This window comes from Mycolicibacterium novocastrense (genome assembly GCF_001570485.1).
GTDB lineage: Bacteria > Actinomycetota > Actinomycetes > Mycobacteriales > Mycobacteriaceae > Mycobacterium > Mycobacterium novocastrense.
In genome coordinates, this window is the sequence record NZ_BCTA01000069.1 from 246,032 (window position 1) to 268,517 (window position 22,486).

Below are 22,486 nucleotides of genomic sequence, written 5' to 3' on the forward strand. Positions count from 1 at the left end.
CGGTGCGGTGAACGACAGGGCCCTCACCGCAAGCCGTAGCAGCCCACGCGGGTGGGTGGACGACGCCGTCCGGTTGATCGAGGCCGACGCACGCCGCAGCGCAGACACCCACCTGTTGCGCTATCCGTTGCCGTCGGCCTGGTGCGACGGGTGCGATCTGCAGCTGTACCTCAAGGACGAGACGACGCATATCACGGGCAGCCTCAAGCATCGGCTGGCGCGGTCGCTGTTCCTCTACGCGCTGTGCAACGGGTGGATCGCCGAGGGCACCACGATCATCGAGGCGTCGTCGGGGTCGACGGCGGTGTCCGAGGCGTACTTCGCGGCGCTGCTCGGCCTGCCGTTCATCGCGGTGATGCCGTCATCGACGAGTGCCAGCAAGATCGCGCTGATCGAATCTCAGGGCGGCCGTTGCCATTTCGTCGCCAAATCCAGTCAGGTGTACGCCGAGGCCGAGCGGCTGGCCGAAGCGACCGGCGGGCACTACATCGATCAGTTCACCAACGCCGAGCGGGCCACCGACTGGCGCGGTAACAACAACATCGCCGAGTCGATCTTCGAGCAGATGCGAGACGAGGCGCACCCGGTGCCCGACTGGATCGTGGTGGGTGCGGGTACCGGCGGGACGAGCGCCACGATCGGCCGCTACATCCGCTACCGGCGCTACGCCACCCGACTGTGTGTGGTCGACCCGGAGAACTCGGCTTTCTTCCCGTCCTACGCGCAGGGCCGCGGCGATGTGGTGACCGGTATGTCGTCGCGGATCGAGGGAATCGGCCGGCCTCGCGTGGAGCCGTCGTTTCTGCCCGGCGTGGTCGATCGGATGGTCGTCGTGCCGGACGCCGCTTCGGTTGCCGCGGCCCGGCATGCCAGCACGGTGCTGGGCCGGCGGGTGGGCCCATCGACCGGGACGAATCTGTGGGGGGCGTTCGGCCTGCTGGCCGAGATGAGGGATGAGGGTCGCAGCGGATCGGTGGTGACACTGCTCGCCGACAGCGGCGACCGCTATGCGGACACCTACTTCTGCGACGAGTGGCTGACCAGCCAGGGGCTCGAGCCCTCGGAGTTCGCGTCGGTGTTGGCCGAGTTCGAACGCTCGGGGCGCTGGCCCTGATCGTCCTCACCGCCGATCAGCGGACCGTCGGAGGTGAGGAACAGCCACACCGCGGCGAGCACGAAGAAACCCAGGTAGATGGATGCGCCAAGACCAGTCATCTCGTCCTCGCTTCGTCGATTGCTTACATGATGGAGAACGCCACCGACATCCGGTTGCTTCCCGCGGCGTGTCGCAGATCACGGCTCGCCGACGTCGGGATCGGTTCCTTATCGCTGCCGCTTTCTTGTCGCGTTCGCGAGGCGTACACCACGGTCGCGGTACTGCGTGAGATACCGCCCTGGTGTACGTCTCGCGAACGGGGAAAGGCGAGCGACCGTGCAGAGCGCCGTCGCCCGTAGGCGTTTGGCTTAGCGACCCGCCGGTGCGATACGCTGTCGTGGCTTCACGCGGGGTGTGGCGCAGCTTGGTAGCGCGCTTCGTTCGGGACGAAGAGGTCGTGGGTTCGAATCCCGCCACCCCGACAAGAAGGCATCGGCTCCAGATTCACTGTGAGCCGAACGACTTGAGCCGAACATGCGTTTGACCGGTGCGTATGCGGGTATTGAAGAGGGCGTGACTTTACCGTCGACGCTAGTCGAACCTGCCCTCCCGAAAGCCGTGGGACCGCTGTCGGCCGCCGTCATCGAACTGCTGCAGCGCGGCCGCCCGTCATTGCCCCTGCGTCCCATCGACGTTCCGATGTTCGACGCCGACCCCTACGGCCTCGACCTTCAGCTCGCCCTCTACATCTGCTACGAGTTGCACTACCGCGGCTTCGCCGGTGTGAGCCCGCGCTGGGAGTGGAACCCCGCCCTGCTGCACCTTCGCGGCCGGTTCGAGGAGGCCTTCCTGGACGCGGTGCGCCAGGACGTCGGCGAGATCGCCGAGGGTGAGACCGCCGAGGCCGAGATGGAGAAGCTGTCGATCGAACCGGTCGACGGCGAGGGTCCGTCATACTTCCTGCGCGACAAGGGCACCTGGGAGCAGATGCTCGAATACTTCGTGCACCGCTCGGTGTATCACCTCAAAGAGGGCGACCCGCATGCGTGGACCATCCCTCGACTCGCCGGACACTCGAAGGCGGCGTTCGTCGCGGTCGAGTTCGACGAATTCGGCGGTGGCCGTGGCGAACACGTACACCAGCACCTGTACGCGCGGTTGATGGACGCGGCGGGGCTCGACTCGTCCTACCTCGGCTACCTCGACAACGTCTCCGCCGATGCGTTGGCGTCGGTGAACCTGATGTCGCTGTTCGGGTTGCACCGCGACCTGCGCGGCGCGTCGATCGGACATTTCGCGTCGACGGAGATCACCTCCTCGCCCGGATCGCGGCGGTTGGTTGAGGCGTTGCGCCGCATGGGCGCACCCGACGCCTGCGTGGCGTTCTACCACGAGCATGTGGTGGCCGACGCCGTCCACGAGCAGGTGGTTCGGACCGACGTCGTCGGTGACCTCGTCGCCAGGGAACCGCATCTGGACCGCGACGTGGTATTCGGCATGCGGGCGCTGGACGTGGTCGAGGGACGCCTGGCCACGCACCTGATGAACTGCTGGACCGAGAACCGCTCGTCGCTACGCCGGCCGCTCAGCTGATGCGACTTTGTCGGCCGGCGCGTCGCGCTTAGCGGGCGCGCCGGGGCGCTTGCGGCACCGGTGACTGGTGTCGCACAACGGATAGTCCTTGCTGCGCCGGCACGTGCACACCGCGACCATGAACCGGTCCGACTCGACGATCTGGCCGTCGGGCATCTCGATGCGCACCGGGCCCTGCACCATCAGCGGGCCGTTGGGCACCACCCGCACGGTGCGCGGTTCGGCATCGCTCATGGCTTGTCCGCCCGGATCACGAGCAGCTCCTCTTCGCGGCGGCCCGGTTCGAGGCGGCCGCATTCCTCGAGCCACAACGCCCTCGACGACAGCACGGGACCGAACGGAATCCATTGCCGTGCAACGATTTCGGTATCGAGACCGGCACTGGCGAGCGCACCGAGCGTCTGTCGCGGATCGGCGAACTCCGACTGCACCAGCAACAGGCTGCCTCCGTGGTCGAGAAGGTCGGGCACCGTGGCGCACAGCGGGTCGAGTACGAGCCGCCCGTCGCATCCGGCATCCCACGCCCGAGGCGGCCCCACATATTCCGGGAGCGGCTCGCATTCGGCGCTCGGATCGTGCGGCACATACGGCGGGTTGCAGACGATCAGATCGAACGGGCCGAATTCGACTGCGCGCGCCCATGATCCGAGGTGCACATCGACATCGGCTCCGGACGCCATCGCGTTTGCCCGCGCACACCGCACTGCACGCTGGCAGATGTCGAAGGCGGTCACCGATGCGGCGCCCTGCTCGGCGGCCCCGATGGCGACGACGCCGCTGCCGGTGCACAAGTCGACCACATGCCGGCCGCGTGCGAGCGCCATCTTGTCCATGACCTCGATGAGCAGCTGCGAGTCTTCCTGCGGCGCGTAGACGCCCTCATCCGCGACCAGCGGCCCACGGACATCGGTGTATGCGGTTGTCACGACGGCCTTTCGACAGGTTCTTCTGCTGCGCATTGCAGCACTGCGCGAAATTAATGCCCGGTATCGGGGCTGTTGAAACGTGAGCACTCGTTTTGCTGCGGCCCCGCGTGGGCACTCGTCTACCGTGCAAGCCTCCGATATCGCCTCGCTTCCCATCCGCTTGGGCGCCGCCATTCGTGAGCGGCGGCTGTTTCATCCCTCGGGGGTGATGGCCGAGGGGGTCCTCGAACGGATCGCCCCCGAGGGTGAAGGTCTGCCGATGAACTCCTGCGAGGTCATCGCGCGCGTCTCCAAGGGTGTCGGACTGCCCGGCACCGCTCCGGATGTCGCCGGCCTGGCGTTTCGGATCCCGCCGCCGCCGGATCTTCGGGCCTGCAGCCCGTGGGACGTGTTGTTGGCGTCGACGATCTCGGGGACGCGCGTCGGGCTCGCCCCCGTCATGTCGTGGTCCGGAGCGACCTTCTCCAGCTTGATGCCGCTGCGGTATCACGACGCCCTGTGGTGGGTGCGGGCCCGGTTGGCCACCCGGGTCGAGGCGCCGGGGCTGTCGCTCGACGCCATAGAAAAGCAGATCGACGCGACCGGGCTGACATTCAACATCGACCAGGCGCCGGTCAGGGGAGGATTCCGCCCGCTGGCCCGGTTGACGCTTCGCCACGTCGACCCGAGCTGTGACGACATCGCGTTCGACCCGGCCCTGCACAGCGACCCCGAGGTCGAGTTGGCGCCGCGCTGGCTCGGCGACTTCCGGCGCTCGGCCTACAAACGCAGCAGGCAGGGCCGCGACGCCGAGTGATCAGGCCGTAGGCTCCCCGCCGGACTCCGCGACGTCCGGGGCGTTCTCGCGGGTCGCCATGCCGCCGTCGCCGCCCTCGTCCTTCGGTCCCGTGCGTTGCGCCTTGCGCTTGTCGCGCTCGTCGGCATCGTCGTCGTCGTAGATGCCTTTTCCGGTCGGCATATTGGTCCCTTCTAGTTGGCTGCGGTCCGCAGCTTGTCCAGCAGCGGCGTTGCCGCTTCCTTGAGGAACTGCTCTTGACCCTCGTCGCCGATCTGCACGAGCGCGATGTCGGTGAAGCCGGCTTCCCAGTACTTGCTGACCGCTTCGACGATCGCATCGAGATCGGGTCCGCAGGGGATGGACTCGGCCACGTCCTCCGGTCGCACGTATTGCGTCGCGCCGTCGAAGCCGGCGGTCGTCGGAAGGTCGGAGTTGACGGCCCACCCGCCGCTGAACCACCTGAACTGGTCGTGCGCGCGGCGCACCGCGGCATCCTTGTCGGTGTCCCAGCAGATCGGGATCTGCCCGACGACGCGCACGTCACCGGGCAGGCCGGTGGCGCGCCTGGCATCGTGCCACGCATCGACGAGATCCTTGTTCGGCTCGACCGCGATCAGGTGGTCGGACAGCGGCGCGAACGTCTCGACCGACCGCTCACCCGAGACCGCGGTGGCGATGGCGACCGGCGTTTCCGGCAGGTCCCACAGCCGCGCCGAGTCGACCTCGAAGTACTCGCCCTTCCAGTCGACGAGGTCGCCGGTGAACAGCTCGCGGATGATCTGTATCGCTTCGCGCAGCATCTCCTGGCGGCGCGCCACCGTCGGCCAGCGCTTGCCGACGACGTGCTCGTTGAGGTTCTCCCCGCTGCCCAGGCCGAGCGTGAAACGGCCGTCGGCGAGGATCTGCAGTGTCGCGGCCTTCTGCGCGACGACCGCGGGGTGGTATCGCATCGTGGGGCAGGTGACATAGGTGAACAACTCGACACGCTCGGTGGCATGGGCGACCGCGCCCAGCACCGACCACGCGTAAGGCGCATGTCCCTGTGCCGACAGCCACGGGAAGTAGTGGTCGGAGGACACCTCGAAGTCGAATCCGGCCTGTTCGGCCGAAACCGCATAGCGGACAAGTTCTTTTGGCCCGCTCTGCTCTGTCATCAGGGTGTATCCGAACCGCGTCATGGGTCCCGGGTACCCGAGCCTCAGCCGGCGAAAACGATTGCCGCGCTCGCTACAGCCTGGCCTTCACCGCCGCGGAGAGCCGCGCGCCGTCGGCCTTGCCGGCCGCAATGGCGGTCGCGGCCTTCATCACCAGCCCCATCTGCTTTGTGCCGGGCCGCTCACCGATCTCCTCGGCGACCTGTGCGATCGCGGTGTCGGCGACGTCGGCCAGTTCGGCTTCGGTCAGCGGCGTCGGCAGGTACTCGTCGATGACCTGGGCTTCGGCGTGCTCATTGGCGGCCAGGTCGCCGCGACCGTTCTGCGTGTAGATCACCGCGGATTCGCCGCGCTTCTTGGATTCCTTGGCCAGTACCTTGAGCACCTCGGCGTCGGACAGTTCACGCGACTCTTTACCGGCCACCTCCTCGGTGGTGATCGCGGCGAGCAGCATCCGCAGTGTCGCGGTGCGCAGCTTGTCCTGCGACTTCATGGCCGTCGTGAGGTCGGCCCGCAACCGTTCCTTGAGTTCGCCCATGAGCCAAAGCTACCCGCGCTCGACCGTCACAACCGTCCGACGGCGTTGTCAATTCGCACTGTCATCGACAGGATGGTGGCCATGAGCACCGACGCCGGCGGGTCCGGTTTTGCAGGCCCACCGCCGCCGGGCTACGCACCGCCTCCTGGATATCCGCCGCCGGGGTATCCGCCGCCGGGCTACTCCCCGGGGTATCCGCCGCCTCCGGGCTACGCGCCGCCTCCGGGCTACGGCCCGCCTCCGGGCTACGGCCCACCGGGTTACGGACCTCCACCGGGGTACGGCCCACCGGGTTACGGGCCGCCTGCACTCAAGCCCGGTGTCATTCCTCTGCGCCCACTGACCCTGTCGGACATCTTCAACGGTGCGGTCGGATACATCCGGGCGAATCCCAAAGCGACGCTCGGGTTGACGACCATCGTGGTGGTCGCCACTCAGCTGATCGCGCTGATCCTGTCCGTCGGCCCGCTGGCCGTCGGCGGGCAGTTGATCCCCACGCTCAGCGGTGAGGAGGAGGTGTCGGCGGGCGTGCTGGCGAGCACCATGCTGTCGAGCCTCGCCGGATCGGTCGCGACCGGGCTGTCCGCGATCCTGCTGAGCGGTCTGCTCACAGTCGTCGTAGGCAGGGCCGTGTTCGGCTCCGGAATCACCATCGGCCAAGCGTGGCAACGGCTTCGGGGCCGGCTCTGGGCGCTGGTCGGATTCTCCGCTTTGGAGGTCCTCGGCGCGATGCTGCTGATCGCCGCGGTCGTCGGCTTCATCTTCGCGGTCGGGGCCGCCGCGGGCGGCGCGGCCGCTGTTCTCATCGGTATCCCCTTGGTACTGGCGCTGATTGCCGCGCTGGTGTACCTGGGGACGATGCTGACATTCACCCCGGTCATCATCGTCCTCGAGCGACTCGGCATCGTCGAGGCGGTCAAGCGGTCCTTCGCCTTGATCAAGCGAGACTTCTGGCGGGTGTTGGGCATTCGCCTGCTCGCGGTGATCGTCGCGCAACTCGTCGCCGGTGCTGTCGCGTTCCCGTTCAGTCTCGGCGGGCAGATCATCCTGATGGCGGCCACGACCACGACGGCCGCGCTGTTCGCCTTGGTCCTGCTGTCCGTCGGGGGCGCGATCGGCCAGATCATCACCGCCCCCTTCAGCGCGGGTGTGGTCGCGCTGCAGTACACCGACGCCCGCATCCGCAGGGAGGCCTTCGACCTGGTGCTGCAGACCGGCGCCGGCTATGGTCCCACCGCCCCCTCCGACTCCACCGATCATCTGTGGCTGACCCGCCAGAACTGACGTGCCGACAATAGATATCGACAGGGATGCCGCGCACGACGCTGCGCAGCGCGAGCTCGCAAAGCCGATATACCCCAAGCCTTCCCTGACCGACCGCTTCAGCGAATGGATCGACGATCTGATCTACCGGCTGGCCGCGGAGGGCGCGTCGATACCGGGCGGCTGGGTGACGATCACGGTCCTGCTGATCCTCGTGGCCATCGGAGTGGTCGCCGCGATCCGGATCGGGCGCCGGACCATGCGAACGGCCCGCGGCCACGCCGAGGCGTTGTTCGGCGAGCACGATATGACCGCCGCGCAGCATCGCGCGGCGGCCGAACGGTGCGCGACGACCGCGGATTGGGCCGCGGCCATCCGGCACCGGCTGCGCTCCGTCGCCCGACAGCTGGAGGAGAGCGGTGTGCTCGACCCGGTCCCCGGCCGCACCGCAACCGAGCTCGCGCGTGACGCCGGACGCGAACTCCCCCATCTGATAGATGAACTGTCCTCTGCGGCAACCGCATTCAACGACGTCACTTATGGCGAGATACCGGGCACCGAACAGGCCTACCGGCTGGTCGCCGATCTCGACGACCACGTGAGGTCACGCACTCCGGTGGTCGCCGCCACCGCTGCCGCGCCTGCTGCGACGGACGGGTGGGCCGAGGTCCGATGACCACCGACACCGCCGTGGAGCCCACGCTGCGCACACGATGGCGGGGAGCGCGCTGGATCGTGATGGCACTAACCGTCATCGTCGCGATCGCCGTGCTCAGCGCCTATCTGACCGCGCCACGTCCCGGGGGGTGGATGGACCCGAACTCCACCGGACCGGACGGGGCGCGCGCCTTGATGACGTTGCTGCGGGAGAACGGTGTCGATGTCGTCGAAGCACCTGACGTGGCCGCGGTGGAGGCGGCCGCCCGTCCCGACACCCTGCTGGTCGTGGTGCAGACCTACCACCTCGTCGACGACGCCGTGCTCCAGCGCCTCGCACGCGTACCGGGTGATCGCCTGCTGGTACAACCCAACTCACGCAGCCGCGAGGCCCTGGCGACTGCGGTGAAGCTGAGTGGGGCCACCACGTTCGGCGGTGGCGAGCGCCCGGACTGTGATCTTCGGGAGGCCACCCGCGCCGGGGCCGTGCAGTTCAGCGTGAGCGACGCCTACGAGGCCTCCGGTGAGGACATCGACCTGACCCGCTGCTACGAGGGCGCATTGGTCCGCTACAGCGCCGATGGCCGGAATATCACGCTGGTCGGCGATTCCGGGTTCATGACGAACCGCGGATTGCCCAAGGCGGGTAACGCGGCACTCGCGATGAACCTCGCAGGCACGAACCCGCGAATGATCTGGTATGCGCCGCAGTTCACCGAGGGCGAATCCGATGGCGCGGCAAGCCTGTTCGACCTCGCACCCGACCACGTGAGTTGGGTGATGTGGCAGCTGGTCGCGGTGGTCGTGCTGCTGGCGCTCTGGAAGGGCCGCCGCATCGGTCCACTGGTCGCCGAACGCCTGCCCGTCGTCGTGCGAGCCTCCGAAACCGTGGAGGGACGCGGCCGGCTCTACCGCTCGTGTCGTGCCCGCGACAGTGCGGCAGACGCGTTGCGCACCGCGGCGCTGCAGCGCATGCAGCCCCGCCTCGGTCTGGGCGTCAACCCCGACCCGGCCGCGCTGGTCCAGGCCGTCGCCGCGCACAGCGGTGTCCATCCCCAGACGGTCGCGCACATCTTGTTCGGTCCGCCGCCCGGCGACGACGCCGAACTGGTCGATCTCGCACGCGCACTCGACAACATCGAAAGGCAGGTCGCACACTCGTGACTCAGGCAGGCGGAAACGATTCCGCGCGAACCGCATTGCTGGCGCTTCGCGCCGAGATAGCCAAGGCGGTCGTCGGACAGGACGCCGTCGTCAGCGGACTGGTGATCGCGCTGCTGTGCCGCGGTCATGTTCTCCTCGAGGGAGTTCCCGGCGTCGCCAAGACGCTGCTGGTGCGCACGCTGGCCTCGGCGCTGCAGCTGGACTTCAAACGCCTGCAGTTCACGCCCGATCTGATGCCCGGTGATGTCACCGGCTCACTGATCTACGACGCACGCACCGCCGAATTCGAGTTCCGGTCCGGACCCGTCTTTACCAACCTGCTGCTCGCAGACGAGATCAACCGCACGCCACCCAAGACGCAGGCCGCCCTGCTGGAGGCCATGGAAGAACGTCAGGTCAGCGTGGAGGGCCAAGCGCGTCCCCTTCCGGATCCGTTCATCGTTGCGGCCACCCAGAACCCGATCGAGTACGAGGGCACCTACCAACTGCCGGAGGCGCAGCTGGACCGTTTCCTGCTCAAACTCACCGTGCCGCTGCCGACACGCGAGCAGGAGGTCGCGATCCTGAATCGGCATGCGCACGGCTTCGACCCCAGAGATCTGTCCGACGTGCGGCCCGTCGCGGGAGCGGCGGAGTTGGCCGCCGGCCGGGCCGCCGTGCGCCAGGTCCTGGTCGCCGACGAGGTGCTCGGCTACATCGTCGACATCTGCGCCGCGACAAGGCATTCGCCGTCGCTGCAGCTGGGAGTTTCGCCGCGCGGGGCGACCGCTCTGTTGGCGACGGCCAGGTCGTGGGCGTGGCTGTCGGGGCGCAACTATGTCACCCCCGACGACGTGAAGGCGATGGCCCGTTCGACGCTGCGTCACCGCATCCAACTGCGGCCGGAGGCCGGGTTGGAAGGCGTCACACCCGACGGCGTGCTCGACGGGATCCTCGCGGCAGTACCGGTGCCGCGCTAGTGATCCTCACCGGACGCTCCGCGCTGGTCGCACTGGTCTGCGTCCTGCCGATCGCGGTCTCTGAACGGCCGGCGTCCACGTTCGCCGTCCTGCTCGGTGCGCTCGTCGTCCTGATCGCGCTCGACGCCGCGCTGGCCGGCAACACCCGCAGCGTGCGGTTCACCCGGTCCGGTGACACCACCGCCCGGCTGGGCCAGGATGTCACGGTGGCGCTGTTGATCGAGAACGCCGGCAGACGCCGGGTCAAGGGCGTCGTGCGCGACGCGTGGCCACCGAGCACGCGAGCCCATCCGCGTGTTCATCCGGTGAACCTGGCTGCGGGCCAACGACGTCGAGTCGAGACGATATTGCGGCCGGTGCGACGCGGCGACCAGGAATCATCGTTGGTGACGGTTCGTGCGACCGGGCCGCTCGGGCTGGCCGGACGGCAGAGCTCGCACCGGGTGCCGTGGCGGGTCCGGATTCTGCCGCCGTTCCTGTCGCGCAAGCACCTTCCCTCGCGGCTGGCCAAACTCCGCGAACTGGAAGGCAATACACCGGTCCTGATTCGGGGACAGGGCACGGAGTTCGACTCGCTGCGTGAATACGTGATCGGCGACGACGTCAGGTCGATCGACTGGCGCGCCTCTGCCCGCCGCGCCGACGTGGTGGTCAGGACGTGGCGCCCGGAACGGGACCAGCGTGTGGTGATCGTGCTCGACACCGGTCGCACCTCGGCGGGCCGCGTCGGCGTAGATCCCACCTCCAACGACCCGTCGGGGTGGCCGCGGCTGGACTGGTCGATGGACGCCGCGCTGCTGCTGGCCGCGCTGGCCTCGCGCGCGGGTGACCACGTCGACTTCCTGGCTCACGACCGCGTCACCAGGGCCGCGGTGTTCAACGCCTCGCGTACCGACCTTCTGGCTCAGCTGGTCGCGGCGATGGCGCCGATCGAGCCGGCGCTGATCGAATCGGACGCGGGCGCGATGGTTGCCGCGGTGCTGCGCCGCGTCCGCAGGCACGCGCTGGTGGTGTTGCTCACCGACCTGAACGCGTCGGCGCTGGACGAGGGCCTGATGACCGTGCTTGCGCAGCTGACGGCCAAGCACGCGGTGCTCGTGGCCGCGGTGGCCGACCCCCGGGTCGAGGCGCTTGCCGCCGGCCGCGCCGACGCCGCGCAGGTCTATGACGCGGCGGCAGCCGAACGGGCGCGCAACGAGCGGCGTGCCATCGGGTCTCGGCTGCGGCGCCGCGGCGTCGATGTGGTCGACGCCGCACCCGAGGAGTTGGCACCCGCCTTGGCCGACCACTACCTGGCGTTGAAGGCCACCGGCCGGCTCTAGCCGATCGGTACGACGTCGGGCGCGTCCTCGACGTCTCCGGTCTCACCGGCCCGTTCGGCCTTACGCCCGTAGTAGAAGATGTAGCCGAGGAACGCGATCTCGGCGGCCACACCGATGGCGATGCGCGCCGCCGTCGGTAACGGCGAGGGCGTCACGAGCGCCTCGATGAGGCCGGAGATCAACAGGATCGCCACCAGCCCGCCGGCCACCGCTCCGATCGCACGGCCCTGCTCGGCGAGCACCTGTCCGCGGGGCCGGTCACCCGGTGAGATCACGTTCCAGCCCAGCCGCATCCCCGCCCCGGCCGCCAGGAACACCGCGGTCAGTTCGAGCAGCCCGTGCGGCGTGATCAGGCCGAGGAAGATGTCGCCTTTGCCCGCACCGAACATCAAACCCGCCGCCACCCCGAGGTTGGCGGCGTTCTGGATAATCACGTAGGGGATCGGGATGCCGAGCAGAATCGCAAACCCGAGGCACTGCAACGCAATCCAGGCGTTGTTCACCCAAACCTGCAGGGCGAACGAGCCTGCCGGGTGCTCGCTGTAGTAGGCCGCGAAGTCGTTGTTGACCATCTGGTCGATCTCGTCGGCCGTTCCGATCATGGCTCGCACTTCCGGGCTGCCCGAAACCCACACCGCGATCAGGGCGGCCAGCGCGAAGAACGCGAAGGCGGTACTCAGCCACCACCACCGCGACCGGTAGGCGACGACCGGGAACGACACCGTCCAGAATCGCAGGAACTCACGCCACAGCGGGGCGTGGGCGCCCGTCACCGCGGCTCGCGCCTGCGCGACCAGCCCCGAAAGCCGGCCGATGACCACCGGGTCCGCGTTCGCGGTGCGCATGATCGACAGATGCGTCGACACACGCTGGTAGAGGTCGACCAGCTCGTCGACTTCGGGGCCGGTGAGCTGTCGACGCCGCTTGATCAGGTGCTCGAGCCGGTCCCACGTCGCACGGTGCGCGAGCACGAACGCGTCGACATCCACGGCCGCAATCCTAGTAGCGTTGACGGTTATGGTCTGGCAGCAGGAGCCCGTCGTAACCGGTGACGCGGTGGTCCTCGACGTCCAGATCGCGCAGCTTCCGGTGCGCGCCGTCGCCGCTCTGATCGACATCACGGTCGTGTTCCTGCTCTACCTGATCGGCATCCTGCTCTTCAGCCTGACGCTGACCCAGTTGGACCCGGCGTTGTCGGCGGCCGTGCTGATCATCTTCACCGTGCTCGCCCTGCTGGGATATCCGCTCGTGTTCGAGACCGCGACCCGGGGGCGTTCCCTGGGCAAGATGGCGATGGGCCTTCGGGTGGTATCCGAAGACGGTGGCCCAGAACGGTTTCGGCAGGCGTTCTTCCGCGCGTTGTCCGGTGTGATCGAGATCTGGATGCTGGCCGGCGGTCCTGCGGTGATCAGCAGCCTGTTGTCGGCCAAAGGAAAGCGGCTCGGGGACATTTTCGCGGGGACCATCGTGATCAGCGAGCGCACACCGCGGATGTCGCCTCCACCGCCGATGCCGCCGCAGCTGGCCTGGTGGGCGTCATCGTTACAGCTCTCCGGGCTGCACCCGGAGCAGGCCGAGCTGGCACGCCAGTTCCTCGGCCGCGCAGCCCAATTGAATCCGGCGGTGCGAGATCAGATGGCGTATCGCATCACCGCCGACGTCGTCGCGCAGATCTCACCGCCGCCGCCTCCCGGGACACCGCCGCATCTGGTGCTCGCAGCGGTGCTGGCCGAGCGCCACCGCCGTGAACTCGCGCGGCTGCAGGTGGCGCCCGCACCGCCGCCATGGCCCAGTCCCCCACCGTCCGCGAGCGGGTATCCCGCACCGCCGCAGCAACGTTCGACCCCATCCGATCCCGGCGGCTTCGCGCCACCGGGCTGAGGGTGTACAGATTGAGTATGCAAACCTTCCCGCTGGGCCCGTTCCGTGTCGGCCGCGTCGGCTTCGGCGCCATGCAATTGCCGGGTCCCGGTGTGTTCGGCCCTCCGCGCGATCGTGAGCAGGCGCTGGCCGTGCTTCGGCGGGTGGTCGAACTCGGCATCAACCACATCGACACCGCGCAGATCTACGGTCCGAATGTCGCGAACGAACTGATACGCGAGGCGCTGCATCCGTACCCCGCGGACCTGGCACTGGTCAGCAAGGTCGGCGGCGTACGCGGACCCCACGGCGAGTGGCTACCCGCCCAGGACCCCGACGATCTGCGCAGGCAACTCGAGGAGAACCTCGCCACGCTCGGCACCGACCGCCTGGCCGCGGTGAACCTGCGCGTCTTCGCCGACGACGGCATCAGCACGCCCACCCGCGTGGAGAGCCGGGAACTGTTCGATCGTCAGCTCACGGCGATGATCAAGGCCCGCGACGAGGGTTTGATCGGCGGCATCGGGTTGAGCAGCATCAGTGCCGAGCATCTGCAGGTCGCGCTGGACCGCACCGGGATCGTCTGCGTACAGAACGCCTACAACCTCATCGACCGCAGTTCGCAGCCGGTCCTCGACGCGTGCATCGAGCACGGCATCGCGTTCGTGCCGTTCTTCCCGCTGGGCTCGGCGTTCTCACCGGACAACCCGGTGCTCGGGCATCCGGCGGTCAGGCGGGAGGCCGAGAAGCTCGGCCGCACACCGGCGCAGATCGTGCTCGCGTGGACGCTGAACGTCGCACCGAACGTGCTGTTGATCCCGGGCACGTCGTCGGTGGCCCATCTCGAGGAGAACACGGCCGTCGCCGACATCGAACTCGACGACGAAACCATATGCGACCTCGACGCCGCCGCATCCTGAGCGGTTTGTGCACCTCGAGGTGCGCTCGCCGCTCCTGAACTCACACAAATAGCTATTCGACGTCGACCCAGTCCAGCGTCCGCTGCACCGCCTTCTGCCAACCGGCATAACCTGATTCGCGCTGCTCCTCGCTCCACGCCGGCGTCCAGCGTTGACCTTCCTGCCAGTTGGAGCGCAGGTCGTCCGCATCCTCCCAGAACCCGACCGCCAGGCCGGCGGCATACGCCGCACCCAGGGCCGTGGTCTCGGCGACGACCGGCTTGACCACGTCGACACCGAGCACGTCGGCCTGGATCTGCATGCACAGATTGTTGGCGGTGATGCCGCCGTCGACCTTGAGTACCTCCATGTGCACACCGGAGTCGGCCTCCATCGCGTCGACGACGTCGCGGCTCTGGTAGCAGATCGCCTCCAACGTCGCGCGGGCCAGGTGCGCGTTCGTGTTGTACCGCGACAGCCCGACGATCGCCCCGCGCGCATCCGAACGCCAGTACGGTGCAAAGAGTCCCGAGAACGCGGGCACGAAGTAGACCCCACCGTTGTCCTCGACCTGACGCGCAAGGGCCTCGCTCTGCGACGCGCCGCTGATGATGCCCAGCTGATCACGCAGCCATTGCACCGCTGAACCGGTGACCGCGATCGAACCCTCCAGGGCGTAAACGGGTTTCGCGTCACCGAACTGGTAACAGACCGTGGTCAACAGCCCGTTCTCCGACCGGACGATCTTCTCGCCGGTGTTGAGAAGCAGGAAATTGCCTGTGCCGTAGGTGTTCTTGGCCTCCCCGGCGCTCAGGCACACCTGCCCGACCATCGCCGCCTGCTGGTCACCGAGCGCACCGGTCAGCGGCACCTGACCGGCAACGGGCCCGTCGTCGCGGGTGATGCCGTAGGACTCGGGGCATGACGACGGCTTGATCTCGGGCAGCATCTGACGCGGAATGCCGAAGAACGACAACAGCTCGTCGTCCCAGTCGAGCGTTTCCAGGTTCATCAGCATGGTGCGGCTGGCGTTGGTGACGTCGGTGACGTGCATCCCGCCGCGGGTTCCCCCGGTCAGGTTCCACAGCACCCAGGAGTCCGGCGTACCGAACAGCGCGTCACCGTTCTCGGCGTCGCGGCGTACCCCGTCGACGTTCTCCAGGATCCATTGCACCTTGCCACCGGAGAAGTAAGTCGCGGGCGGCAGGCCGGCCTTGCGGCGGATGACGTCGCCGCGACCGTCGCGGTCCAGTGCCGAGGCGATGCGGTCGGTGCGGGTGTCCTGCCAGACGATCGCGTTGTAATACGGTCTGCCGGTCCGCTTGTTCCACACCAGCGCCGTCTCGCGCTGGTTCGTGATGCCGAGCGCGGCGAGGTCGGTTGCCGACAGGTTCGTCTTGTTGAGCGCGGACATGATGACCGCCGCGGTGCGCTCCCAGATCTCGACGGGATTGTGCTCGACCCACCCCGCCTTGGGCAGGATCTGCTCGTGCTCGAGCTGATGGCGGCCGATCTCGGCGCCGCCGTGGTCGAAGATGATGCATCTGGTGCTCGTGGTGCCCTGGTCGATCGCGGCGACGAACTCGGCATTCTGAGCCAACGCGCACTCCCCTCTTTGCTGCGGTCCGTCGTCCATCATGGACTACATGGCCGAAAAGCCCGCCGGGATTGGATCCGGAACGCCGAGCGCATCCGCGATCGACCGTATGCCGCGCGGCGGGCCCGACGCGTCATGCCTGGACCGCCTGTTGCAGACCGATCGGCTCGAGTACCTGGACCGCGACTCCGACTCGCCCTCCGATGCCGAGCGCAAGCGCAGCGTGATCCGCGCGCTCGAGATGACCGGCGGATGGTTCGGCAACACCGAGCGGTTCGCAGAAATCGCGCTCGCCGAGGTCGAGGAGGTCGCGGATCCGAAGATTCTCGAGCTCGGCGCGGGCCACGGCGGGTTGTCCCGCACGCTGCTCGACTGGCACCCCTCTGCGGAGGCGACCGTCACCGATGTGGATCCGGCGGCCGTGGCGGCGATGGCCGCCGGCGACCTCGGTGGGCATCCACGCGCAACGGTTCGCGCAATGGACGCCACGGCGATCGACGCCCCCGACGCCTCGTTCGACCTCGCGGTCTTCGCTCTGTCGTTTCACCACCTGCCGCCGGCCGCGGCCGCGCAGGCGATGTCGGAAGGCACCCGGGTCGCCGGCAAGCTGGTCATCATCGATCTCCCCCGCCCACCGTCGCCGCTGCATCTCGTGCGCCTGGCGACGCTGCTGCCGCTCGTGCCGTTGCTGCCGTTCGTACACGACGGCTTCATCAGCTCGCTGCGCTCCTACAGTCCGTCGGCGCTGCGCGCACTGGCCGCGTACGCCGACCCCGCGATCGAGGTCGAACTACGTGGCGGACTGTTGAGCCCTCAGGTCGTGGTGGCTCAGCGCCGCACCCCGGATCCGTTGCGACCGAACGGCCAACGCTGATAGCCGAGCTCGATGAAGGCGTCGAGCACGTCGTACAGACCCGGATGCCGCGCCAACAGAGACCCAATCATCCTCACGCGGAGGGTGATACCCCACTTCTCGTATGCCAAACGTCGGTCGCTGCAGGTCAGCTCCGCGGGCGGGTGAGCCGATGTAGAAGCCACGCAACCGGAATCGTCAAGGCCAGGGTCACGACGAACAGCACCGCCACCGAACCGGTGTACACGCGCCACTGCAGCACCGACACCATCGCGATCTCCATCACGATCACGTGCAACAGGAAGATCTCGTAGGAGATCTCGCCGAGCCACACCATCGGTCTGCTGCTGAGTAGCCCTGCGTACCAGCCTTTGTCACCGAGGGCCAACGGCGCGACAACCAGCGTCGCGATCGCCGCATAGAACATCACCTTGGCGACGTCCTGTCCGAGGTCGAGCGCGGGCGCGTCGACGCGTCCGGCGATCGGCGTCGACACCACGAGATACATCGCCACCGCGAGCGGCAGCGCGATCAATGCGTAACACCGAAAGCCCGTGCGCGCCAGCACACTGAGGGTCATCCCGCCGACGAACCACACCAAATAGTGCGGCAGCCACAACCCTGCGCCGTTGGGCAGCCAATCCGTCGTGTGGATGATGGCGAGCCAGAGGGGGCTCAGCGCACCGAGCACCGCCAGTGCGGCCAACAGCACACCGGGGCGCCACCGGCGTCGGCACAGCACGACCAGCAGCAGGTAGGCCAGCACCGGCAGCACGGCGTAGAACGCCACTTCGACCGCGAGACTCCACATCTGGGTCAGCCCCTGATGCATGTAGGCCGTGATGTAGTTGGGGCTGTAGATCTGGGTGAGCGTGAGGTTGCGCACCAGGCCGTGCCAGGTGTGGCCGGGATTGGGTTCGATGGTGCGGAACTCGTACAGCGCGAACGCCAGCAGCACCGTCACCACGTAGGCCGGCATGATGCGCCGCAAGCGGTTTCGCGCATACCGACGCGTCCGTGGCGCGGCGGCACCGCTCGCGGCGGCCCGCACCCATCCATTGAACAGCAGGAAGCCCGACAGCACAAAGAAGATCGCCACGCCGATCTCCATGCGCGCGAACACCAGTCCGACGTATCCCCGGTTGTAGGCGCCGGTGCCGTATGCGGCGTGGGTGGCCATCACCAACAGCGCTGCGACGGCCCGGATGCCCGTCAGCGACGCGACGCGGTCGACCCTCGAGACCTGTTCCAGACCACCCTGGTCGAGGTCGCCCGGTGACGAACTCACCCGGCCAGTATGCCGGTACAAAGCCCCGTTACGTGGCCATCACCACGCGTTCGTTCGGGACACAATGCGTCATCTGCAACCCCTCGACGTCACGCGGGCCGTTCTTGCCGAGGTGCTGGCGACGCCGTTCCTCGTCCTCTGAAAGCGTCTGAGATTTCAGCGGTTCCAGGTCGCGCACATCGTCGACCGAAATGCCGAGGCCTTCGCCGACCCGCAAGCCGAGTTCGTCGTCGCACATGAAGAAGTGCCACACCATCCGCTCCTGCACCTCGCGGGTGGCCTCGGAGATGTTGGTGACGAAATTGTTGACCAGGTCGTCCTTTTCCCATTGGTCCATCAACTGATAGCGCTGCCCGGCCTGCTCGTAGTCGTTGGTGCGCGGTATGCGTTTACGCGTCAGACGTCCCGAGATCTCCGGGCCCACGTCGTCGGGAATGGGTGCGGAGGCTTCACGCAGGCCCCCGGTGATCGACGGCTCGTAGTTCACATGGGGATTGGTCCCGACGTTGTCGACGCCGTACTGCATCTGGCCGCCCTGCTGGTTGGTTGCGACCTTCGCGTTCTTCGGCCGGTTGACGGGCAACTGCAGGTAGTTGGGTCCGACGCGGTAACGCTGGGTGTCCGAGTAGGAGAAGGTTCGACCGACCAGCATCTTGTCATCGGAGAATTCCAGCCCGTCCACCAGCACACCGGTGCCGAGCGCCAACTGCTCGTTGTCGTTGAAGAAGTTGTCCACGTTGCGATTCAGGACCATGCGGCCGACGAGCTGCGGCGGGAAGTCGTTCTCCGGCCACACCTTGGTGTCATCGAGCGGATCCCAGTCGAGCTCGGGATGGTCGTCGTCGCTCATGATCTGGACCAGCAGTTCCCACTCTGGGTAGTCGCCGCGTTCGATCGACTCGTAGAGATCCTTGGTGGCGCTGCCCAGTTCGGTGGCTTGCACGGCGGCCGCGTCCGCCTCGGTCAGGCTCTTGACCCCCTGCTTGGGCATCCAGTGGTACTTGACGAGGTGACTTTGCCCCTCGGCGTTGACCCAGCGGTACGTGTTGACCCCGAAACCCTGCATGGTGCGGTAGTTGGCGGGGATACCGCGGGGTGAGAACAGGTTCACGATCATGTGCATGCACTCGGGGGTCTGTGACATGAAGTCGAAGATGCGCGCCGGCTCCTGATGGTGGGTGACAGGATCCGGCTTGAGTGCGTGAATGACGTCGGGAAACTTGATCGCGTCGCGGATGAAGAAGACGGCCAGGTTGTTGCCGACCAGGTCCCAGTTGCCGTCTTCGGTGTAGAACTTCACCGCGAAGCCGCGCGGATCGCGGGCCACCTCCGAGGAGTCCCGGCCACCGATGACGGTCGAGAACCGGATCGCGAGGTCGGTGCGCTTGCCGGCGGTGTTGAACAGCTTGGCTCGGGTGTAGCGCTCGATCGGCTCGTCGCCCCACTTGCCGGTCGCCTCGAAGTAGCCGAATGCCACCGCGCCGCGGGCGTGCACCACCCGTTCGGGGATGCGTTCCCGGTCGAAGTGGCTCATCTTCTCGAGGAAGTGGTAGTTCTCCAGCGTCGCCGGCCCGCGGGCGCCGATGGTGCGCTGGTTCTGGTTGTCGTAGATCGGGTGACCTTGGCGGTCGGTGAGGATCTCGCGGGTGTCGTCGGGGTCAGGGGGCATCGAGGAGACGTCGGTCATCAGAGGTCCTTCCGGTTTGTCGCTAGCCTGGCCGCCTACCCACCGGTGCCGCGATTAAACGGTGACCGAGGAACCGCGTTCCAATTCGACGATCCGGTCGGACAGGCCGCGGCGCTTCATCTCGTCGACGAAGTCGGACAGCGGGGAAGCGAACACCCCGTAGTCGTCGAAATGCACCGGGATCATCCTGGGAAGGTTCAGCAGTTCGACGACGTCGGCACCCTGTTGGCCGTCCATCGTCACGGTCAGCCCGAACGGAAGGTGCCTGCCGAACGGCAGCCGGGTACCGCCCAGATGCAGCACGCCGACGTCGATCGACTCGAATCGCACTGGTATTTCCCGTAATTCGTCGACAAACAGGGTGTCGCCGGAGACGTAGAGGCTGCGGCGGGCAGTGCCGTCGGAGAATTCGATCATGCTGCCCATCACCGGCGGCAGGAAGCGGTCGACCGGCGTGGGCGCGTGGCGGCCGGGCAGGCTCGTGACGGTGACGCTGACCGTTCCCTTGGTGATCGTGTGGTGCTGCCAGGTCTCGAGCGCCAACGACCTGCCGAAGCCCCGGTGGGCCAGCCGTTTGGCGGCGTGCGGTGTGGTCAGGATCGGAAGACCGTGGTCGAGGCGGCTCTGTGTCACCCGGTCCCAGTGATCGCCGTGCATATGTGACAGCACCACCGCGTCGAGGGCGGGCAACTGGTCGATGTCGAGCGCCGGTCCTTTGAGCCGCTTGGACAGCAGCCCGTATCCGAGGTACGCGTGCTGGCCCCGGTGCAGGAAGTTCGGGTCGGTCAAGAGGGTTATGCCACCGCCCGAGATCAGCGTGGTGGCGTTGCCGATGAAGGTGACGGTGACGTCCATCGCCCCTGGCTACCCGTCGCGACCGCGTTTATGCGCGCTCGTCTCCGGCGAGCGACCGCTCAATGTTCGCGAATCGCGGCGTGTCCAGGTGCAGACGCGGACGCTCGCCGACGATGGACAATGGCGGGGTGGGCGAGGAAGTGAAGGGCACCGGCTACAGCGGCGCGCACCGCCGGGAGTACCGCCGCAAGGTGCAGCAGTGCCTCGACGTCTTCGAGACCATGCTCACCCAGTCGAGCTTCGACTTCGAGCGGCCGCTGACCGGCATGGAGATCGAGTGCAATCTCGTCGACTCGGCCTACCAGCCCGCGATGAGCAACGCCGAGGTCCTGCGCGCGATCGCCGATCCGGCGTACCAGACCGAACTGGGCGCCTACAACATCGAATTCAACGTGCCGCCGCGCCGATTACCCGGGCGTGCCGCGCTCGACCTGGAGAACGATGTCCGGGCGAGCCTCAACGCGGCCGAGACGAAGGCCGGCCGCCACGACGCGCACATCGTGATGATCGGCATCCTGCCCACGCTGCTGCCCGAACACCTCGCGGGACGCTGGATGAGCGAGTCGACGCGGTATCAGGCGCTCAACGACTCGATCTTCACCGCCCGCGGCGAGGACATCCTGATCGACATCGTCGGACCGGAGCGGCTGAGCCTGCAAACCGCCTCCATCGCGCCGGAGTCGGCGTGTACGAGCATGCAGCTGCACCTTCAGGTGTCGCCGGCCGACTTCGCGCAGAACTGGAATGCCGCTCAGGTACTGGCCGGTCCGCAGGTGGCGCTGGGCGCCAACTCGCCGTACTTCTTCGGCCACGAACTGTGGGCCGAGACTCGCATCGAGCTGTTCGCCCAAGCCACCGACACCCGACCGGACGAACTCAAGGCGCAGGGCGTCCGCCCGCGGGTGTGGTTCGGCGAACGCTGGATCACGTCGATCTTCGATTTGTTCGAGGAGAACGTGCGCTACTTCCCGTCGCTGCTGCCCGAGCTGTCCGAGGAGGACCCGGTTCGTGAGCTCGCCGAGGGTCGCACCCCCAGGCTGTCTGAGCTCCGGCTGCACAACGGCACCATCTACCGGTGGAACCGGCCGGTGTACGACGTCGTCAACGGCCGTCCGCATCTGCGCGTGGAGAACCGCGTGCTGCCGGCCGGCCCGACCGTCGTCGACATGATGGCCAACGCCGCCTTCTACTACGGCACGCTGCGCACCCTGTCCGAGGACGACCGGCCACTGTGGACCAAGATGAGTTTTGCTGCCGCACAACACAATTTCGTCGAGGCCGCCCAGCACGGCATGGATTCCCGGTTGTACTGGCCCGGCTTCGGCGAGGTGACGGCCGACGAGTTGGTACTGCGCGAACTGCTGCCCATGGCCGACGAGGGCCTGCGCCGTTGGGAGGTCGCAGCCGAGGTGCGCGACCGGTATCTCGGGGTCATCGAGGGACGCGCCAAGTCCGGCCGCAACGGCGCCACCTGGCAGGTCGCGACGGTGCGCGCGTTGCAGGAGCGCGGTATGGCGCGGCCCGCCGCGCTCGCGGAGATGCTGCGCCGATACTGCGAGCGGATGCACAGCAACGAACCGGTACACACCTGGGACGAGGGATTCGACGAGTGAGAGCGGTCTGGCTGCCATTGCTGGTGCTGGTCGCGTTGGCGGCCGGGTGCCACGGCGGTCAGCAGGCGCGCGCGGACACGGTCGAGGCCGGGCTGGATCGCCCGTTCGTGCTCGCCGGCGGGCAGCAAGCCGAGATCACCGGTGAGCCGCTGCGGCTGCGGTTCACCGAGATACCGGAGGATTCGCGGTGCCCCACCGAGGTCGAGTGCTTCTGGACCGGCCAGGCGCGAGTCGTCGTCGTGGTCGACGACGAGCGGTCCGGCGAGCAGACCGTCGAGTTCAACACCAACCCGGGACCTGTCGATAACCCCCGCGGTGCTGGTTGTGGCCTACGGGATTGAGAGCGTCGGAACGCGCAGGAGCGAATTCCGGAACGCGCCACCG

General features: G+C 67.6%; 23 protein-coding genes and 1 tRNA gene. 14 read left to right on the forward strand and 10 right to left on the reverse strand.

Annotation, left to right across the window (positions count from 1 at the left end; genetic code table 11):
* Positions 1-7 precede the first annotated feature (7 nt).
* The 3 genes from cds1 (at position 8) to RMCN_RS23480 (ending at position 2,689) form a co-directional block, all read left to right on the forward strand.
* Positions 8-1,114: an L-cysteine desulfhydrase Cds1 gene (gene cds1 / locus RMCN_RS23465; RefSeq protein ID WP_067394360.1), complete on the forward strand. Its 1,107-nt coding sequence runs from the start codon at positions 8-10 to the stop codon at positions 1,112-1,114.
* Between the two features lie 390 nt (positions 1,115-1,504).
* Positions 1,505-1,578, forward strand: a tRNA-Pro gene (locus RMCN_RS23475).
* A gap of 91 nt (positions 1,579-1,669) precedes the next feature.
* Entirely contained in the window at positions 1,670-2,689 is a 1,020-nt protein-coding gene (locus RMCN_RS23480; RefSeq protein WP_201028917.1) for an iron-containing redox enzyme family protein, read from the forward strand.
* Here the strand turns inward: RMCN_RS23480 and RMCN_RS23485 are convergent.
* Both RMCN_RS23485 and RMCN_RS23490 read right to left on the reverse strand, forming a co-directional pair.
* Positions 2,669-2,923 (reverse strand): CDGSH iron-sulfur domain-containing protein, encoded by a 255-nt coding sequence (locus RMCN_RS23485; RefSeq protein WP_067394211.1) that lies wholly within the window; start codon positions 2,921-2,923, stop codon positions 2,669-2,671. The genes RMCN_RS23480 and RMCN_RS23485 overlap by 21 nt on opposite strands.
* Entirely contained in the window at positions 2,920-3,615 is a 696-nt protein-coding gene (locus tag RMCN_RS23490; RefSeq protein ID WP_067394215.1) for a HemK2/MTQ2 family protein methyltransferase, read from the reverse strand. The genes RMCN_RS23485 and RMCN_RS23490 overlap by 4 nt, the downstream gene beginning before the upstream one ends.
* 124 nt (positions 3,616-3,739) lie before the next feature.
* Here RMCN_RS23490 and RMCN_RS23495 point away from each other — a divergent pair, with 124 nt between their 5' ends.
* Positions 3,740-4,411 (forward strand): phosphodiesterase, encoded by a 672-nt coding sequence (locus tag RMCN_RS23495; protein ID WP_067394218.1) that lies wholly within the window; start codon positions 3,740-3,742, stop codon positions 4,409-4,411.
* Here RMCN_RS23495 and RMCN_RS31130 read toward each other — a convergent pair whose 3' ends face one another.
* The 3 genes from RMCN_RS31130 to RMCN_RS23505 are packed head-to-tail and all read right to left on the reverse strand — an operon-like array spanning position 4,412 to position 6,085.
* Complete coding sequence (locus RMCN_RS31130) at positions 4,412-4,573, reverse strand: hypothetical protein (RefSeq protein ID WP_164674022.1); 162 nt, start codon at positions 4,571-4,573, stop codon at positions 4,412-4,414.
* A gap of 11 nt (positions 4,574-4,584) precedes the next feature.
* Entirely contained in the window at positions 4,585-5,571 is a 987-nt protein-coding gene (locus RMCN_RS23500) for an LLM class F420-dependent oxidoreductase (protein WP_064415992.1), read from the reverse strand.
* A 49-nt stretch (positions 5,572-5,620) separates the two neighbouring features.
* Positions 5,621-6,085, reverse strand: a complete 465-nt coding sequence (locus RMCN_RS23505) for a GatB/YqeY domain-containing protein (protein ID WP_064415993.1) — start codon at positions 6,083-6,085, stop codon at positions 5,621-5,623.
* Positions 6,086-6,166: 81 nt separating this feature from the next.
* Between RMCN_RS23505 and RMCN_RS23510 the strand changes: the two genes are divergently transcribed.
* Genes RMCN_RS23510 through RMCN_RS23530 form a run of 5 tightly spaced genes read left to right on the forward strand, consistent with a single transcriptional unit; the run spans position 6,167 to position 11,450 of the window.
* On the forward strand, positions 6,167-7,369 hold the full coding sequence (locus RMCN_RS23510; protein WP_201028921.1) for a glycerophosphoryl diester phosphodiesterase membrane domain-containing protein: 1,203 nt from the start codon (positions 6,167-6,169) through the stop codon (positions 7,367-7,369).
* A gap of 1 nt (position 7,370) precedes the next feature.
* Positions 7,371-8,024 (forward strand): DUF4129 domain-containing protein, encoded by a 654-nt coding sequence (locus tag RMCN_RS23515; protein WP_067394225.1) that lies wholly within the window; start codon positions 7,371-7,373, stop codon positions 8,022-8,024.
* Positions 8,021-9,169, forward strand: coding sequence for a DUF4350 domain-containing protein (locus RMCN_RS23520; protein WP_067394229.1), 1,149 nt, complete (start codon positions 8,021-8,023; stop codon positions 9,167-9,169). Before RMCN_RS23515 ends, RMCN_RS23520 begins: the two co-directional genes overlap by 4 nt.
* Complete coding sequence (locus RMCN_RS23525) at positions 9,166-10,128, forward strand: AAA family ATPase (RefSeq protein WP_067394232.1); 963 nt, start codon at positions 9,166-9,168, stop codon at positions 10,126-10,128. The genes RMCN_RS23520 and RMCN_RS23525 overlap by 4 nt, the downstream gene beginning before the upstream one ends.
* Entirely contained in the window at positions 10,128-11,450 is a 1,323-nt protein-coding gene (locus RMCN_RS23530; protein ID WP_067394237.1) for a DUF58 domain-containing protein, read from the forward strand. The genes RMCN_RS23525 and RMCN_RS23530 overlap by 1 nt, the downstream gene beginning before the upstream one ends.
* Here RMCN_RS23530 and RMCN_RS23535 read toward each other — a convergent pair.
* Positions 11,447-12,439 (reverse strand): stage II sporulation protein M, encoded by a 993-nt coding sequence (locus RMCN_RS23535; protein WP_067394241.1) that lies wholly within the window; start codon positions 12,437-12,439, stop codon positions 11,447-11,449. The two genes, RMCN_RS23530 and RMCN_RS23535, sit on opposite strands and share 4 nt — an antisense overlap.
* Before the next feature lie 28 nt (positions 12,440-12,467).
* On the opposite strand from RMCN_RS23535, the gene RMCN_RS23540 reads away from it, so the two are divergent.
* On the forward strand, positions 12,468-13,331 hold the full coding sequence (locus RMCN_RS23540; RefSeq protein WP_064416000.1) for an RDD family protein: 864 nt from the start codon (positions 12,468-12,470) through the stop codon (positions 13,329-13,331).
* 17 nt (positions 13,332-13,348) lie between these two features.
* A complete protein-coding gene (locus tag RMCN_RS23545) occupies positions 13,349-14,230 on the forward strand; it encodes an oxidoreductase (RefSeq protein WP_067394364.1) in 882 nt (293 codons plus the stop codon).
* A 52-nt stretch (positions 14,231-14,282) separates the two neighbouring features.
* Here the strand turns inward: RMCN_RS23545 and glpK are convergent, their stop codons facing one another.
* Positions 14,283-15,809 carry a glycerol kinase GlpK gene (gene glpK, locus RMCN_RS23550; RefSeq protein WP_234787757.1) on the reverse strand — a complete coding sequence of 509 codons (1,527 nt, stop codon included), beginning with the start codon at positions 15,807-15,809 and terminating at the stop codon, positions 14,283-14,285.
* A gap of 46 nt (positions 15,810-15,855) precedes the next feature.
* On the opposite strand from glpK, the gene RMCN_RS23555 reads away from it, so the two are divergent.
* Positions 15,856-16,680, forward strand: coding sequence for a class I SAM-dependent methyltransferase (locus RMCN_RS23555; RefSeq protein WP_234787758.1), 825 nt, complete (start codon positions 15,856-15,858; stop codon positions 16,678-16,680).
* Between the two features lie 127 nt (positions 16,681-16,807).
* Here RMCN_RS23555 and RMCN_RS23560 read toward each other — a convergent pair whose 3' ends face one another.
* The 3 genes from RMCN_RS23560 to RMCN_RS23570 are packed head-to-tail and all read right to left on the reverse strand — an operon-like array spanning position 16,808 to position 20,489.
* Entirely contained in the window at positions 16,808-17,947 is a 1,140-nt protein-coding gene (locus RMCN_RS23560; RefSeq protein WP_067394244.1) for an acyltransferase family protein, read from the reverse strand.
* A 28-nt stretch (positions 17,948-17,975) separates the two neighbouring features.
* Positions 17,976-19,634: a catalase gene (locus RMCN_RS23565; protein ID WP_067394246.1), complete on the reverse strand. Its 1,659-nt coding sequence runs from the start codon at positions 19,632-19,634 to the stop codon at positions 17,976-17,978.
* Positions 19,635-19,688: 54 nt separating this feature from the next.
* Positions 19,689-20,489 (reverse strand): MBL fold metallo-hydrolase, encoded by an 801-nt coding sequence (locus tag RMCN_RS23570; protein ID WP_067394256.1) that lies wholly within the window; start codon positions 20,487-20,489, stop codon positions 19,689-19,691.
* 128 nt (positions 20,490-20,617) lie between these two features.
* Here RMCN_RS23570 and RMCN_RS23575 point away from each other — a divergent pair, with 128 nt between their 5' ends.
* Both RMCN_RS23575 and RMCN_RS23580 read left to right on the forward strand, forming a co-directional pair.
* Complete coding sequence (locus tag RMCN_RS23575) at positions 20,618-22,102, forward strand: glutamate-cysteine ligase family protein (RefSeq protein ID WP_067394370.1); 1,485 nt, start codon at positions 20,618-20,620, stop codon at positions 22,100-22,102.
* Positions 22,099-22,443, forward strand: coding sequence for a hypothetical protein (locus RMCN_RS23580; RefSeq protein WP_067394259.1), 345 nt, complete (start codon positions 22,099-22,101; stop codon positions 22,441-22,443). Before RMCN_RS23575 ends, RMCN_RS23580 begins: the two co-directional genes overlap by 4 nt.
* Positions 22,444-22,486 lie beyond the last annotated feature (43 nt).